The 15,590-nt window shown below is 72.1% G+C and carries 11 protein-coding genes; 6 read left to right on the forward strand and 5 right to left on the reverse strand.

Annotated features, from left to right (window positions below):
* Window positions 1–167 precede the first annotated feature (167 nt).
* The 3 genes from OG764_RS12265 to OG764_RS12275 all read left to right on the forward strand — a co-directional run bounded on the left by OG764_RS12265 (window position 168) and on the right by OG764_RS12275 (window position 4,939).
* Entirely contained in the window at window positions 168–1,526 is a 1,359-nt protein-coding gene (locus tag OG764_RS12265; RefSeq protein WP_328972970.1) for a maltokinase N-terminal cap-like domain-containing protein, read from the forward strand.
* Window positions 1,523–3,919 carry a 1,4-alpha-glucan branching enzyme gene (glgB, locus tag OG764_RS12270; protein ID WP_443055906.1) on the forward strand — a complete coding sequence of 799 codons (2,397 nt, stop codon included), beginning with the start codon at window positions 1,523–1,525 and terminating at the stop codon, window positions 3,917–3,919. Before OG764_RS12265 ends, glgB begins: the two co-directional genes overlap by 4 nt.
* Before the next feature lie 393 nt (window positions 3,920–4,312).
* Window positions 4,313–4,939 (forward strand): helix-turn-helix domain-containing protein, encoded by a 627-nt coding sequence (locus tag OG764_RS12275; protein ID WP_328972972.1) that lies wholly within the window; start codon window positions 4,313–4,315, stop codon window positions 4,937–4,939.
* A 182-nt stretch (window positions 4,940–5,121) separates the two neighbouring features.
* On the opposite strand, the gene OG764_RS12280 is transcribed toward OG764_RS12275, so the two are convergent.
* Window positions 5,122–6,147 (reverse strand): ATP-dependent 6-phosphofructokinase, encoded by a 1,026-nt coding sequence (locus OG764_RS12280; RefSeq protein WP_328968456.1) that lies wholly within the window; start codon window positions 6,145–6,147, stop codon window positions 5,122–5,124.
* A gap of 269 nt (window positions 6,148–6,416) precedes the next feature.
* Here OG764_RS12280 and pta point away from each other — a divergent pair, with 269 nt between their 5' ends.
* The 3 genes from pta (at window position 6,417) to pyk (ending at window position 11,259) form a co-directional block, all read left to right on the forward strand.
* Entirely contained in the window at window positions 6,417–8,501 is a 2,085-nt protein-coding gene (pta, locus tag OG764_RS12285; RefSeq protein ID WP_328968457.1) for a phosphate acetyltransferase, read from the forward strand.
* Window positions 8,502–8,556: 55 nt separating this feature from the next.
* Complete coding sequence (locus OG764_RS12290) at window positions 8,557–9,765, forward strand: acetate kinase (RefSeq protein WP_328968458.1); 1,209 nt, start codon at window positions 8,557–8,559, stop codon at window positions 9,763–9,765.
* Between the two features lie 63 nt (window positions 9,766–9,828).
* Window positions 9,829–11,259: a pyruvate kinase gene (pyk, locus tag OG764_RS12295; protein ID WP_328968459.1), complete on the forward strand. Its 1,431-nt coding sequence runs from the start codon at window positions 9,829–9,831 to the stop codon at window positions 11,257–11,259.
* Window positions 11,260–11,427: 168 nt separating this feature from the next.
* Here pyk and OG764_RS12300 read toward each other — a convergent pair whose 3' ends face one another.
* The 4 genes from OG764_RS12300 to OG764_RS12315 all read right to left on the reverse strand — a co-directional run bounded on the left by OG764_RS12300 (window position 11,428) and on the right by OG764_RS12315 (window position 15,588).
* Window positions 11,428–12,696, reverse strand: coding sequence for a hypothetical protein (locus tag OG764_RS12300; RefSeq protein WP_328968460.1), 1,269 nt, complete (start codon window positions 12,694–12,696; stop codon window positions 11,428–11,430).
* Window positions 12,686–13,279, reverse strand: coding sequence for a DUF6114 domain-containing protein (locus OG764_RS12305; protein WP_328968461.1), 594 nt, complete (start codon window positions 13,277–13,279; stop codon window positions 12,686–12,688). Before OG764_RS12305 ends, OG764_RS12300 begins: the two co-directional genes overlap by 11 nt.
* Before the next feature lie 129 nt (window positions 13,280–13,408).
* Window positions 13,409–14,041 carry a DUF6230 family protein gene (locus tag OG764_RS12310; protein ID WP_328968462.1) on the reverse strand — a complete coding sequence of 211 codons (633 nt, stop codon included), beginning with the start codon at window positions 14,039–14,041 and terminating at the stop codon, window positions 13,409–13,411.
* Between the two features lie 566 nt (window positions 14,042–14,607).
* Window positions 14,608–15,588 (reverse strand): tetratricopeptide repeat protein, encoded by a 981-nt coding sequence (locus OG764_RS12315; RefSeq protein ID WP_328968463.1) that lies wholly within the window; start codon window positions 15,586–15,588, stop codon window positions 14,608–14,610.
* Window positions 15,589–15,590 lie beyond the last annotated feature (2 nt).

Genomic DNA, 15,590 nt, shown 5'->3' on the forward strand with positions numbered 1-15,590 from the left:
AGGCTGCCTCCGCCCGGAGCCGGGCCGCGGCCCGCCGCTCGGCCGGACCACTCCCGGCCGGCGGGTCACGGCCCGCCGCCGGAGCCCGCCCCACCGCCGGAGCCACGACCGGGGAGGTTCCCGTGACCGGGACCGCGCCCGCCGCGGCGCTGCGCTCGCTGGAGCCCATGCTGCGCAACTGGCTGCCCCGGCAGCGGTGGTTCGCCGGCAAGGGCCGCGCCATCCACCGGCTCCGGCTGGTCTCCGCGGCGGAACTCCTGCCACCCGGCGCCTCCCCCGGGCTGCTCCACCTCCTCGTGGGCGTCGACGAGGACTGCTACCAGCTGCTCCTCGGCCTGCGCGCCGCCCTGCCGCCCGCCCTCGCCGCCACCCTGATCGGCCGGGCCGAACGCGGCCCGTACACCGGGCTGACCGTGTACGAGGCACTCGGCGACCCCCGGCTGGCCGGACTGCTGCTGGAGCGCCTGCGCTCCCCCGGCACGCTCCCGCCGCTGCGCTTCGACCGGGACCCCGGGGCGGTGATCCCCGCCGGACTGGCCGCCCGACCGGTCTCCGGCGAGCAGACCAACTCAAGCCTCGTCTACGGGGAAACGTACATCCTCAAGGTGTTCCGCCGGGTCGGGCCCGGCCTCAACCCGGACCTGGAGCTGCCCAGAGCGCTGGCCGGAGCGGGCTGCACCCGGGTGCCCGCGCCCGTCGCCTGGTACGAGGCGGAGCTCCCGGATTCCGAGCCGCTCACCCTGGGCGTCCTCCAGCCCTACCTGCGCGGTTCCGCCGACGGCTGGCGCCTGGCCCTGCAACGCCTGGGCGCCGGCACCGACTTCACCGAGGAGGCCCGCCGGCTCGGCCACGCCACCGCCGAGGTGCACAGCGCCCTCGCCACGGCGCTCCCGACGCTCGCGCTCGGCCCCGACCGCACCGCGCTGATCGCCGCCGCGATGGCGGCGCGACTGGCCGCCACCGCCCGCGAGGTGCCGGAGCTGCGCCCGTACGCGAAGGGCCTGCGCGCGGCGTTCGACGCGCTGGCCGCCGGCCGCGGGCGCACCGTGCCGGCCCAGCGCATCCACGGCGACCTGCACCTGGGCCAGACCCTGCGGGCCGCCGACGGCAGCTGGTCGCTCATCGACTTCGAGGGCGAGCCGGCCCGGCCGCTGGCCGACCGCCGCCGCCCCGAACCGGCGGCGAAGGACATCGCCGGGATGCTTCGCTCCTTCGACTACGCGGCCCGCTCCCACCACCCCTTCGATCCGGCGTGGGCGGAGTCCTGCCGGGCCGCCTTCTGCGAGGGCTACGCGGGCCCGGCCGGCCGCGACCCGCGCGAGGACTCCGTACTGCTGCGCGCGTACGAGACGGACAAGGCCGTCTACGAAACCCTCTACGAGGCCCGCCACCGCCCCGACTGGCTGCACGTGCCGCTGGCCGCCGTCCAGCGGCTGGCCGCTCCCGGCGGCCACCCGACCCGCCACCCCCTCGCACCACCCACCGCCCCCGACCGCCCGCAGCCCCCGAGGAGGCCGCACACGTGAGCGCCGCCCGTCAACCGTCGTCCCGCACCGCCCAGAAGGCACCGCCCGCCGCACCACCCCCGGCAGCCGCCGCACCGGCCGCCGTTCCGGCCGCGGCGGGGGCGGCCGCCGTCCCGGCCGCGGTGCCCGCACCCGCCGCCGCCCGGCCGCGGAAGGCGCGCCCTCCGCAGGCCCGCCGGGCGCCCGCCGCGCCCAAGGGCGTACGGCCCGTGCCCGCGCTCGCCCCCGAGGAACGGGCCCGGCTGCTGTCGGGGTGCCACCACGATCCGCACGGCCTGCTGGGCGCCCGCGTCCAGCGCGGCGGCGTGGCCCTGCGGGTGCTGCGCCCGTACGCCCGCGCCGTCACCGTCGTGGCGAAGGGGCTGCGGGCGGCGCTGCTCGACGAGGGCGACGGGCTGTTCGGCGGGCTGCTGCCGCTCGCCGAGGTCCCCGACTACCGGCTGCTCGTCACGTACGAGGACGGCGAGGTCGAGGTCCAGGACCCGTACCGGTTCCTGCCCGCGCTCGGCGAACTCGACCTGCACCTGATCGGCGAGGGCCGGCACGAGGAGCTGTGGACGGCCCTCGGCGCCCGGCCGATGGAACACCAGGGCGTCGCCGGCACCCGGTTCACGGTGTGGGCCCCCAACGCCCTCGGCGTGCGCGTCACCGGCGACTTCTGCCACTGGGACGGCACCGCGACCCCGATGCGCTCGCTCGGCTCCACCGGCGTCTGGGAGCTGTTCCTGCCCGGCATCGGCGAGGGCGCGCTGTACAAGTTCGACATCGCGCGCCCCGACGGCAGCCACTCGCTGCGCGCCGACCCGATGGCCCGGCGCACCGAGGTGCCGCCGGCGACCGCCTCCATCGTCACCGCGTCGCGGTACGAGTGGGGCGACGGCGCCTGGATGGCGGGCCGCGGCGCCCGCCCGGTGCACGCCGCGCCGTTCTCCGTGTACGAGGTGCACCTGGCCTCCTGGCGGCCGGGACTCTCGTACCGGCAGCTCGCCGAGCAGCTCCCGGCGTACGTGCGGGAGCTGGGCTTCACGCACGTCGAGCTGATGCCGGTGGCCGAGCACCCCTTCGGCGGGTCGTGGGGCTACCAGGTCACCGGCTTCTACGCGCCGACCTCCCGGATGGGCACGCCCGACGACTTCCGCTTCCTGGTGGACGCGCTGCACCGGGCCGGTGTCGGGGTGATCGTCGACTGGGTGCCCGCGCACTTCCCGCGGGACGACTGGGCACTGGCCGAGTTCGACGGCCGACCGCTGTACGAGCCGCAGGACCCGCGCCGGGCCGCCCATCCCGACTGGGGGACGCTGGAGTTCGACTACGGGCGCAAGGAGGTCCGCAACTTCCTGGTCGCCAACGCCGTGTACTGGTGCGAGGAGTTCCACATCGACGGGCTGCGGGTGGACGCCGTGGCCTCGATGCTCTACCTCGACTACTCGCGCGAGGAGGGCGAGTGGGCGCCGAACGAGCACGGCGGCCGGGAGAACCCGGACGCGGTGGCCTTCCTCCAGGAGATGAACGCGACCGTCTACCGGCGCTGCCCGGGCGTGGTGACGATCGCGGAGGAGTCCACGGCCTGGGACGGCGTCACCCGGGCCACCCACCACACCGGCCCGGGCGGCTTCGGCGGCCTCGGCTTCGGCCTGAAGTGGAACATGGGCTGGATGCACGACTCGCTGGAGTACATCGCGCACGAGCCGTTCCACCGCAAGTACCACCACAACGAGATGACCTTCTCGATGGTGTACGCGTACAGCGAGAACTACGTGCTGCCGATCTCCCACGACGAGGTGGTGCACGGCAAGGGCGCCCTGGTGTCGAAGATGCCGGGCGACTGGTGGCAGCAGCGGGCCGGGCACCGCGCCTACCTGGGCTTCATGTGGGCCCACCCGGGCAAGCAACTGCTGTTCATGGGGCAGGAGTTCGCGCAGGGAGGGGAGTGGTCGGAGGCCAGCGGCCCGGACTGGTGGCTGGTGGACCCGACGTACTCGGCCGCCGCCGACCACCTCGGCGTGCGGGCCCTGGTGTGCGATCTCAACGGGGTCTACGCGGCGGCGCCCGCCCTGTGGGAGCAGGACACCGTCCCCGAGGGCTTCGCCTGGGTGGCCTCGGACGCCGCCGAGGACAACGTCTTCGCCTTCCTGCGGTACGCCGCCGACGGCTCGCCGCTGCTGTCGGTGAGCAACTTCTCCCCGGTGGTCCGGCACGACTACCTGCTCGGCGTGCCGGAGCGCTTCCCGTCCTGGGCCGAGGCCCTCAACACGGACGCGACCCGTTACGGCGGCAGCGGCGTCACGAACCCCGGCCGCCGCACTCCCGAGCCCACCCCCGCCCACGGCCACCCCACGAGCCTGCGCGTCACCCTGCCGCCGCTGGCGACGGTGTGGTTCAGGCCGGAGTGAGTCCCGGCCCGTGCCGTCAGTTCGCCGATGCGCATGGGCAAGACGCTGGGCGTTGAGGCCGACGTCAAGGCAAGAAGTCCCGTCCGGGCCTCTCGGAGATCGGGCGGAGCGGGCCTGCGCGGGCCGCGCGCGAATGGCTCGTTCCGCCCTCTGGACAGCGGTCCAGCCGGCCGGAAGACTACGCGGGGGTACGATCTTGGTTGGAGGGTGTTACCGGACGGTCATGGGGAAAACGGCCCAAACTGCCGACCTTCCTAGGATGTTCGTACGAGTTGTGAGCTTGGTTGAACAGCCCGTAGTCGCCACACCCCGGCCACTCCTAGCGTGTGGCTCGTGCAATCCAGCCCCCCCTTCAATGCCCCCGCCGCCCGCCGCCTCCGGGCGGCCCTGGGCATGGCGCCCGGTCACGTCGCCTACGGGCTGCGCGCCCAGTACGGCCTCCCGGTCTCGCCAGAGGAGGTGATGGCCTGGGAGCGCGGCGACGCTTCGCCGACGTCCGCCGAGCTCACCGCGCTGGCCGGAGTGCTGTGGTGCTCCCCCGGTGAGCTGCTCGCCGAACCCACCACCCTGCGCGAGCACCGCATCGCCCGCGGACTGAGCGCCGAGGACCTGGCCCGCCGGCTCGGGCTCGACGCCTCGGCGTACCAGAGGATGGAGGACACGGGCCGCTGGAAGGGCAACGAACGCCAGTCCGCCGCCCTCGCCCAGGCCCTCTCGCTCACGCTGCCCGCCTTCGTGACCGCGACGGGCAAGGGCGAGGAGCTCGCGGACCTCCTGCGCAACGCGGTCACCACCCGCTGGCAGGCGTACGTGCGGCCGCTGACGAAGCTGCTCCCGGTGCCCAAGCGGCACATCGAGGAGGTGCTGGAGTACCTCTACGACGAGTACCAGTCGAAGATGGTCGCCACCCTGAGCTGGGGCGGCGGCGGGGGCCAGGCGGCCAGCGGGGACGCCGGCCGCGCCTACCTCGCGCAGATCACGGAGCGGTTCTGGCAGCTCGCCCACGACGGCGAGCGCTGAGGAGCCCGACGGCCGGGAAGCCGGATGCCGGATGCCGGATGCCGGCGAAGCACGGGCGAGCGGACGGCCCGCCCCTCCGGGCGGGAGGAACCGGGGCCGTCCGGCGCCGGATCGGGGCCGAAGGTCCCGGCGCACGGGCCTTTCGGCGGCGGCGTCCGGACCCGGCCGCGGCCGGGCGGCCGCTAGAAGACCGATTCGGCCTCGTACATGCGGCTCGCGGGGACCGTCTTGAGTTCGGTGACGGCCTCGGCGAGCGGGGCCATCACGATGTCGGTGCCGCGCAGCGCGGTCATGTTGCCGAAGTCGCCGCGGTGCACGGCCTCGACGGCGTGCCAGCCGAAGCGGGTGGCGAGGACCCGGTCGTACGCGGTCGGGGTGCCGCCGCGCTGGACGTGGCCGAGGATGACCGGGCGGGCCTCCTTGCCGAGGCGGCGTTCCAGCTCGACGGCGAGGCGGTTGCCGATGCCGGCGAACCGCTCGTGGCCGTACGCGTCGATGGCGCCCTTCTCGTACGGCATCGAACCCTCGGCGGGGTGCGCGCCCTCGGCGACGCAGACGACCGCGAACTTCTTGCCGCGGGCGAATCGTTCCTCCACCATCTTCACGAGGTCGTCGACCTCGAAGGGGCGCTCCGGGAGGCAGATGCCGTGGGCACCTCCCGCCATGCCGGACTCCAGCGCGATCCAGCCCGCATGCCGGCCCATCACCTCGACGACCATGACGCGCTGGTGCGACTCGGCGGTGGTCTTGAGGCGGTCGATGGCCTCGGTGGCGACCATGACGGCGGTGTCGAAGCCGAAGGTGCGGTCGGTCGAGGAGATGTCGTTGTCGATGGTCTTCGGCACGCCGACCACCGGCATCCCGGCGTCGGACAGCATCCGGGCCGCGGTCAGCGTGCCCTCGCCGCCGATCGGGATGAGGGCGTCGATGCCGTAGCGCTCGGCCAACTCGGCCGCGTTCTCGGCGGCTTCGTGCAGCCGGGCGCGCTCCATGCGGGCGGAGCCGAGGATGGTGCCGCCGCGGGCCAGGATGCCGCTGACCGCATTGATGTCCAGGGGGCGGACGTGCCCGTCGAGCAGGCCCTTGAACCCGTCTTCAAAACCCACGACTTCGTCGCCGTGACCCACGACGGCGCGGTGCACGACGGACCGGATGACAGCATTCAGGCCCGGGCAGTCGCCGCCTGCGGTGAGAACTCCGATACGCATCGTGCTGTGTCTCCTGCTCCTGGGTCGTACATGTGCGGATGTACGCGGTGTGGATGTGAAGCCTGTCCGATTGTTCCACGGGCGCCGGATCGGCCGCGCTTTCTGCTGCTCCGCCCGAAAGGCCTTTGGTCCCGTTCCGGAGGCCTTTATTCCAGGGGGCGCCCTATCCAGCCGCAGAGGTATTGTCAAGAGGGCAAGCCCACCCTAACGGGGAAATCTACTCACATACCGCCGCCCGACCGGCCGGCGACCAGGGACGGAGAGCTCGCGTGACCCGCAGCGTGTACGTGACCGGTATCGACCGGGGGGACGGCCGCCAGGTCGTCGAGCTCGGAATCATGGAGCTGCTGGCCCGGCAGACGGGCCGGGTCGGTGTCTACCGGCCGCTGCTGCACGACGGGCCGGACCGCCTGTTCGACCTCCTGAAGGCGCGCTACCGGCTGGAACAGGACCCGGCGACCGTGCACGGCATGGAGTACCGCGAGGCCTCGGTACTGCTGGCCGAGCAGGGGGTCGACGAGCTGGTCTCCCGCCTCGTCGACCGCTACCACCGGGTGGCCCGCGACTGCGACGTGGTCCTCGTCCTGGGCACCGACTACGCGGAGACCAACCTGCCCGACGAGCTCGGGCTGAACGCGCGCCTGGCGAACGAGCTGGGGGCCGTCGTCGTGCCCGTCGTCGGCGGCACCGCCGAGACCGCCGAGTCGGTGCGCGCAGAGGCGCGCAACGCCTACCGCGCGTACGAGGCCCAGGGCTGCCAGGTCGTGGCCCTGGTGGTGAACCGGGTGGCCGCCGCGGACCGCGAGCTCATAGCCGAGCGGCTGACCGCCCGCCTCCCGGTGCCCTGCTACGTCCTGCCCGACGACAAGTCGCTGTCCGCGCCGACGGTCGCGCAGATCACCCACGCGCTCGGCGGGGAGGTGCTGCTCGGCGACGAGGCGGGACTCGCCCGCGACGCCCTGGACTTCGTGTTCGGCGGCGCGATGCTGCCCAACTTCCTCAACGCGCTGACCCCCGGCTGCCTCGTGGTGACCCCCGGCGACCGCTCCGACCTCGTGGTGGGGGCACTGGCCGCGCACGCCTCCGGCACCCCGCCCATCGCCGGCTTGGTGCTGACCCTCAACGAGCGCCCCGCCCCGCACATCCTGGAGATGGCGGCCCGGCTCGCACCCGGCACCCCGGTGGTCTCGGTGGCCGGCAACAGCTTCCCCACCGCCGCCGAACTCTTCGCCCTGCAGAGCCGCTTGAACTCCGCGACACCGCGCAAGCTGGAGACCGCCCTCGGCCTCTTCGAGCGGCACGTGAACACCGCCGAGCTGCGCGACCGGATCTCGGTCACCCGCTCCACCCGCGTCACCCCGATGATGTTCGAGCACGAGCTGCTGGAACAGGCCCGCGCCGAGCGCCGCCGGGTGGTGCTCCCCGAGGGCTCCGAGGACCGGGTGCTGCGCGCCGCGGACGTCGTGCTGCGCCGCGGGGTCTGCGACCTGACCCTGCTCGGCGAGGAGCCCGTCGTCCGCAAGAAGGCAGCCGACCTCGGCATCGACATCAGCGGCGCGCAGATCATCGACCCGCAGACCTCGCCGCTGCGCGAGCGCTTCGCCGAGTACTACGCCAGGGCCCGCGCCCACAAGGGCATGACCGTCGAGCTGGCGAACGACGTGGTCACCGACGTCAACTACTTCGGCACCCTGATGGTCCAGGAGGGCCTGGCCGACGGCATGGTCTCCGGCTCGGTGCACTCCACCGCGGCCACCATCCGCCCGGCCTTCGAGATCATCAAGACCAAGCCCGAGGCCGCGATCGTCTCGTCCGTGTTCTTCATGTGCCTGGCCGACCGGGTGCTCGTCTACGGCGACTGCGCCGTCAATCCGGACCCGAACGCCGAGCAGCTCGCCGACATCGCCGTCCAGTCGGCCGCCACCGCCGCCGCGTTCGGCGTCGAGCCGCGCATCGCGATGCTCTCGTACTCGACCGGCACCTCCGGCACCGGAGCGGACGTGGACAAGGTCCGCAAGGCCACCGAGCTCGTCCGCGAGCGCCGCCCCGACCTGGCCGTCGAGGGCCCGATCCAGTACGACGCCGCCGTCGAGCCGTCGGTGGCCGCGACCAAGCTGCCGGGGTCCGACGTGGCCGGCCGCGCGACCGTGCTGATCTTCCCCGACCTCAACACGGGCAACAACACGTACAAGGCCGTGCAGCGCTCGGCGGGCGCCGTCGCGGTCGGACCGGTCCTGCAGGGCCTGCGCAAGCCGGTCAACGACCTCTCCCGCGGCGCCCTGGTCCAGGACATCGTCACCACCGTGGCGATCACCGCGATCCAGTCGCAGTCCCAGGGCGCGCCCTCCGCCTGACCCCGTCCACCACGACCGACGTCCCCGACGTCCCCCACGAAGGAAAGACCCGAACGTGACCGCATCGCGCGTACTCGTCCTCAACTCCGGCTCCTCGTCGGTCAAGTACCAGCTGCTCGACATGACGGACCGGTCCCGGCTGGCGGCCGGCCTGGTGGAGCGGATCGGCGAGGAGACCTCCCGGCTCGTCCACACCCCGCAGCCCGGCGGCGAGGCGCAGCCTCGGGAGCAGCTCGGGCCGATCGCCGACCACGGGGCCGCGCTCAAGGCCGTCGCGGCGGAGCTCGCCGCCGACGGCCTGGGGCTGGACTCGCCGGAGCTCGCGGCGGTCGGGCACCGGGTGGTGCACGGCGGCACCCGGTTCACGCAGCCGACCGTGATCGACGACGAGGTGCTGGCGGAGATCCGCAGCCTGGTGCCGCTCGCGCCGCTGCACAACCCGGCGAACGTCACGGGCATCGAGGTGGCCCGCGCGCTGCGCCCGGACATCCCGCAGGTGGCGGTCTTCGACACGGCGTTCCACGCGACGATGCCGGAGTCCGCGGCACGCTACGCGATCGACGCCGAGACCGCCGACCGGTACGCGGTGCGCCGGTACGGCTTCCACGGCACCTCGCACGCGTACGTGTCCCGGGCCACGGCGGCGCTGCTGGGCAAGGCTCCCGAGGACGTCAACGTGATCGTGCTGCACCTGGGCAACGGCGCCTCGGCGTCCGCGGTCCGCGGCGGCGTCTGCGTGGACACCTCGATGGGCCTGACCCCGCTGGAGGGCCTGGTGATGGGGACCCGGTCCGGCGACCTGGACCCGGCCGTGATCTTCCACCTGGCGCGGGTGGGCGGGCTGTCGATCGACGAGATCGACACGCTGCTGAACAAGAAGAGCGGTCTGCTGGGGCTGTGCGGCGACAACGACATGCGGGAGATCCTGCGCCGGGCGGGCGAGGGCGACCGGGCGGCGCGGGTGGCGTTCGACACGTACGTGCACCGGCTGAAGAAGTACATCGGGGCGTACTCGGCGGTGCTCGGCCGGGTGGACGCGGTCGCGTTCACGGCCGGGGTCGGCGAGAACGCCGCCGCGGTGCGGGAAGCTGCGGTGGACGGGCTGGCCGAACTGGGGCTGGCGCTCGACCTGGAGGCGAATGCGGTGCGGTCCGGCGAACCGCGGCTGATCTCGGCGGAGTACGCCCGGGTGGCGGTGGCGGTGGTTCCCACGGACGAGGAACTGGAGATCGCCGCCCAGGCGTACGCGCTGGTTACCCAGTAGTCACTTGGACTTTCCACCAGACGGAATATTCCGCTACGAAACAAACCCGATAGGATCCGCTTCATGCGCCGTTCCAAAATCGTCTGCACGCTGGGCCCCGCCGTCGACTCGTATGAGCAGCTGAAAGCGCTCATCGAGGCAGGCATGAACGTGGCCCGATTCAACTTCAGCCACGGATCCCAGGCAGAACACCAGGAGCGGTACGACCGCGTCCGGCAGGTCTCCGAGGACACCGGGCGCGCGGTCGGCGTCCTCGCCGACCTCCAGGGACCCAAGATCCGCCTCGAAACCTTCGCCGAGGGCCCCGTCGAGCTGGTGCGCGGTGACGAGTTCACCATCACCACCGAGGACGTCCCGGGCGACAAGTCCATCTGCGGCACCACCTACAAGGGCCTGCCGGGTGACGTCGCCATCGGCGACCAGGTCCTGATCAACGACGGCAACGTCGAGCTCCGGGTGACCGAGGTCGACGGCCCCCGGGTCAAGACCATCGTCATCGAGGGCGGTGTCATCTCCGACCACAAGGGCATCAACCTGCCGGGTGCCGCCGTCAACGTCCCCGCCCTGTCGGAGAAGGACGTCGACGACCTCCGCTTCGCCCTGCGGATGGGCTGCGACATGGTCGCGCTGTCCTTCGTCCGTGACGCCAACGACGTCAAGGACGTCCACAAGGTGATGGACGAGGAGGGCCGCCGGGTCCCCGTCATCGCCAAGGTGGAGAAGCCGCAGGCCGTCGAGAACATGGCGGCCGTGGTCGACGCGTTCGACGCGGTCATGGTGGCCCGCGGCGACCTGGCCGTCGAGTACCCGCTCGAGAAGGTCCCGATGGTCCAGAAGCGGCTCATCGAGATGTGCCGCCGCAACGCCAAGCCGGTGATCGTCGCGACCCAGATGATGGAGTCGATGATCACCAACTCGCGGCCGACCCGCGCCGAGGCCTCCGACGTCGCCAACGCCATCCTCGACGGCGCCGACGCGGTCATGCTCTCCGCCGAGTCCTCGGTGGGCGCGTACCCGATCGAGACCGTCAAGACGATGTCGAAGATCGTCACGGCGGCCGAGGAGGAGCTCCTCTCCAAGGGCCTCCAGCCGCTGGTCCCCGGCAAGAAGCCGCGCACCCAGGGCGGCTCCGTCGCCCGTGCGGCCTGCGAGATCGCGGACTTCCTGGACGGCAAGGCGCTCATCGCCTTCACCCAGTCCGGCGACACCGCCCGCCGCCTGTCGCGCTACCGCGCCACGCAGCAGATCCTGGCGTTCACCACGGACGTCAACACCCGCAACCAGCTCACCCTGAGCTGGGGCGTCGAGTCGTACGTCGTCCCGCACGTGGACACCACCGACGCGATGGTCGACCTGGTCGACGGCGAGATGCTCAAGCTCCAGCGCTACAACCAGGGCGACACGATGGTCATCACCGCCGGCTCGCCCCCCGGCGTCCCCGGCACCACCAACATGGTCCGCGTCCACCACCTCGGCGGTGGCGAGCGCGACTGACCCCGCGCCGCGAGGCCGCCGGAAACTCTGCCGCACAGAGACCGAGGGCGGCACCCGGGTCCCTTGTCGGGACCGGGGTGCCGCCCTCGGTGTGTTCCGTGCGCGCGCCGCTCGCCTGCCGTGCTCCGCTGTCGTGCGTCCGCAGCCGTGCGTCCGGGGGGCGGGGAGCTACTCGGCGGGGCCGATGTAGTTCTCCATGCCCGGGATGGTCAGCGTGCCGCCGAACTGGCCGGCCTGGATGACCTTGACGTTCGTGAAGAAGGCGAACGGCACGTTCAGCGGCGGTGGGGTGTCCGGGCTGAAGGTGATCGGGATGATGCCGAAGAGGTTGCCCTTGAGCTCCTCCGTGTACATCGTCACCTCGGCCCCGCGGATCGTGGACGTGGAGCCCGGCCGGGACTTCAGGTGGGCGGTGTTCTGCCCCTTGCCGACGGTCTGGTAGAGGTCCTTGATGTCCAGCGAGGACGCCGTGAACTTCAGCACCTTCTTGATCTTGCCGCCGGCCGTCTTCACCTCGACGATGCCGTGGTAGTCCAGCCCGTAGAGGGTCAGCATCGAGCTGTCGAGGTACCACGGCTCGTCGGGCAGGAGCGGGATGCCCGGCTCCAGCTCGGCGTCGGCGAGCGCCTTCGCGTCGTGGGTCGGGCAGGGGAACGGCTCCTTGCCGTCCTTGTCCTTGCCGTCCTTCTCGTCCTCGTCGGCCTTCTCGTCGGCCTTCTTGGAGCCCGTCTCGTCCTTGGCCTTCTCCGCCGTCTTCTTCACGTCGTCGGAGAGGTCCTCGACCCGGGCGCCGGCGCGCTTGGCCGCGTCCCGGATCGCCTTCTCGGTCGGGTCGGCCGCGGGCACCTTGGCGACGGCCGCCGGGTCCTGCCCGGCGGGCTTGGCCGCCGTCGGGGTCGGGTCCGGCTTCGGCTCGTCCCGCAGCGGCTTCCCCAGCTCGTCCAGGAGGTCCCCGACCCGGTCGCCGACGCCCAGCGGGTCGAGCCCGTCCAGGACCGGCCGGTCCGCCGGACCGCTGGAGCTGGTCTTGGGCTCCGGGGACGTGTCCGGCTCGGCGGACTTCGTCGCCGACGGCGAGGAGGTCGGCACCGGCTCGGACGTCGTGCCCGGGCTCGCGGTGGCGCTGGGCGACACCGAGGGCGTGGCGTCCGGGGACTTGGTGGGCGAGGGGGACTCGGACTCGGCCGGCTCGTCGGACCGGGTCACGCACGGCCCGGGGGCGAAGGGTATGTCCTTGTCGTCGGCCACGGCGAGCTTCGGCGCCATGCCCATCCCGACGAACACCGCGGTCGGCATCGCCGCCAGGGCCATCGCCTTGCCGGCGGGTATCTGGAGCTTGGTCAGCAGCGACTTGCGCGGCGCCGCGTGTCGCGGGCCTTTCCGTTCACGGGACTCTGCGCCTGGGGCCACGGCCCGCTGCGTCTCGTCACCCCGCACTGTTCCTCCCGCCATTGGCGTGGGCAGTCGTCTCGGTCGCTTCGGGCTTCTCGAACGACACGCTCGGCGCGTGCCCGTAGTAGCCGTCCTGCGGGCCCGTTTCCGTGCGGGGGCCGGGGAACCCGCCCTCCATGGCCGCCGCGGCGGGGTCCGCCGCACCGTCGGCGACGTCTTCCTGCGGTACGCCCGGGGCCCAGGACAGCGCCATGGCGCCGCCGAGGAGGGCGAACAGGAAGCCGAGCAGGAATCCGCCGAAGTTCGACACCGGCAGGGACACCAGGGCCAGCAGGATCGCCGCGACACCCGCGAAGATGCGGATCGTCTGCTGGAACCAGAGCGCGAGCCCGAGCGTCACCAGAAGGACACCGATGATGAGGGATCCGGCGCCCGCCGTGGTGGACATGGCGATGGTGATGTTGCCCAGGCGTACGTCCGCGTACGGGAAGTAGGCGATCGGAACACCGCCGAGGAACGTGAACAGCCCGGCCCAGAACGGCCGCTGGCCTCGCCACTCGCGGAACTTCATCTTCCCGTAGGCGAGCCAGTGCATGTCTTCATGGGAACCCGGGGTCTCGGCGTTCATGGACTACAGCTCCCTGGAAACGGTGGTACGGAGAACTATGTGAAGTGCTTTGCGCGCCCGGACGGGAGGACGGCCGGCAGGCGACTGCCCACCCGTCCGGTCACTCGGTCAGCTCACAGCCCGTAGGGCCTAGTAGCAGGGGTCGTTCCCCGTGATGAGCGACAGCTTGAGGTTGCTCAGCTTGAACGTGCCGGCCGTGGTGGCCCACGCACGCTGCTTGACGCCCTCGAGAACCGCCACCTCGGCGCGCTGCGAGAACATGTAGGGGTTCTTGACCGTGCCCGCCTGCGGCTTGGTCGTGTGGCTCGCGTCGCCCACGGCGACACCGATGTCCAGGTTCTTGAACGTGGACACCTCGGTGTCGAGGTCCGCAACATCGAGGTAGATGTTGTCGGCGACAGCCGGGTCACCCTTGTGGCCCGCGCGGAGCTTCATGGTGATGTTGCCGAGGCCGGGCACCGGGGTGACCAGCGACTGGCACATGTTGGTGATCTTGGCCTGCTTGAACCCGGAGATGGTGACCGGGTGGGCGGCCTTGTTGCCGGCGAGGTCGTGTCCCTCGGACACGCTGCCGTACTGGATCAGGTCATAGCCTTCGAGCTTGTCCGCCGTGACCTTGAAGTCCTGGCCGGACACGCTGAACGATGCGGCCAGCGCACCCTGCGCGAGACCGACACCGACCGCGGCCGTCGCCGCGATGCTCGGCACCATGACGAGAGCGAAACGCTTCCATCTGGTCCCGCCACGAACCTGGGAACTCATCTGTTTCCTCCTTCTCGGACGTACATCTCCGGTCCGGGTCGAGCCCGTCCTGGGATGGGAGAAGTGCTACGTCCTCGGAGGAGCGCAAGCGGCCGAGGCGGCGCGAACCGCGACAGGATCACCGGCGACCACCCCCGAGCGACAACCACTTGGCCGCACTCGCGCACGGCCGGAGGACAGGCCCCGCCGACGGCAGAGACCCCCCTGTCCAAGGGCCGGCGAGAGTGCCGCCGACCCACTCGGTGGGGACCCATCGGTGTGATGGACCGAGCGTGGCCGATCGTGGTGCATTCCGGGGCGGGGCACAAGGGGGTTCGTTACTGGCTAGTAACGGCCTGATAACCGCGGTGCGACAAGGCGGCTTCGGCCGACAGCGGAGGGTGGCAGGAAGGGCCACGACAGAAGGGGATCTGAGTAAACAAACCGGGCAGATCCCAAGGTTCGATTTACTGCGAGTAACAGAGGCCGCGATTACCAAGTTTCGGTAAAGCGCGGCCGTTGTTTATCTCGTTGTCAACAGAAAGGCATTGCGCCGCTCCGCTGCGCAATGCCTCTCCGGGGTGTGATCAGAAGAGCACGCGCGCCAGTGCCGTGCGCGCCGCCGAGACCCGCGGGTCGTCCGCCCCGATGACCTCGAACAGCTCCAGGAGCCGCAGCCGTACGGAGTCCCGGTCCGCGCCGAAGGTGACGCGGACGGTGTCCACGAGCCGCCCGAACGCGTCCTCGACGTGCCCGCCGACGAGGTCCAGGTCGGCCGCGGCGATCTGCGCGGCCGGGTCGGCCGGCTGCGCGGCCGCCGCCGCGCGCACCGCCTGCGGGTCCATGTCTCGCACGCGGGACAGCAGTTCGGCCTGCGCGAGGCCGAGCTTGGCCTCCTCGTTGGCCGGCGCGTCCGCGAGCACGTTCTTGTACGCCTGGATCGCGCCGCCGAGGTCGCCCGCGTCGAGCGCCGAAACGGCCGCCTCCAGCAGCGCGTCGTACGGTCCCGCCGGCAGGTCCGCCGGGCCCTGGTCCGCCCGGTCGCCGCCCGCCGCCTGCGGGTCCACCGCGATGCCGGTCAGCCCGAAGCGCTCCTCGGCGACCTGGATGAGCTGGGCCAGGGTCTCGCGGATCTGCGCCTCCGGCGCCGCGCCCTGGAACAGCGGCAGGGCCTGGCCCGCCACGACCGCGAAGACCGCGGGAATGCCCTGGATGCCGAACTGCTGCATCAGCATCTGGTTGGCGTCGACGTCGACCTTGGCCAGGACGAAGCGTCCGCCGGCCTCGACGGCCAGCCGCTCCAGCAGGGGGCCGAGCTGCTTGCAGGGCTCGCACCACTCGGCCCAGAAGTCGATGACGACCGGGACCTCGGCGGACCGCTGCAGGACATCGCGCTCGAAGCCGGCCTCGTCTACGTCGATGACCAGCGCGGAAGGAGGTACGGCAGCGCCGCCGCCCTGGCGCGCGGACTCGGCTCGCGCCTGCTCCGCCTTCGCCTTGGCCTCACCGGCCGCCTTCACAGCGGCGAGGTCGACAACGCCGCTCATGGACATGTTTCTGGGCTGCATGC

The organism is Streptomyces sp. NBC_00239, assembly GCF_036194065.1.
Lineage (GTDB): Bacteria > Actinomycetota > Actinomycetes > Streptomycetales > Streptomycetaceae > Streptomyces.

Coding starts and splice junctions, on each gene's coding strand:
- OG764_RS12315 (WP_328968463.1), bottom strand. CDS start 15,588: ATGCAGCCCAGAAACATGTCCATGAGCGGCGTTGTCGACCTCGCCGCT.
- OG764_RS12310 (WP_328968462.1), bottom strand. CDS start 14,041: ATGAGTTCCCAGGTTCGTGGCGGGACCAGATGGAAGCGTTTCGCTCTC.
- OG764_RS12305 (WP_328968461.1), bottom strand. CDS start 13,279: ATGAACGCCGAGACCCCGGGTTCCCATGAAGACATGCACTGGCTCGCC.
- OG764_RS12280 (WP_328968456.1), bottom strand. CDS start 6,147: ATGCGTATCGGAGTTCTCACCGCAGGCGGCGACTGCCCGGGCCTGAAT.
- OG764_RS12275 (WP_328972972.1), top strand. CDS start 4,313: ATGGCGCCCGGTCACGTCGCCTACGGGCTGCGCGCCCAGTACGGCCTC.
- OG764_RS12265 (WP_328972970.1), top strand. CDS start 168: ATGCTGCGCAACTGGCTGCCCCGGCAGCGGTGGTTCGCCGGCAAGGGC.
- pyk (WP_328968459.1), top strand. CDS start 9,829: ATGCGCCGTTCCAAAATCGTCTGCACGCTGGGCCCCGCCGTCGACTCG.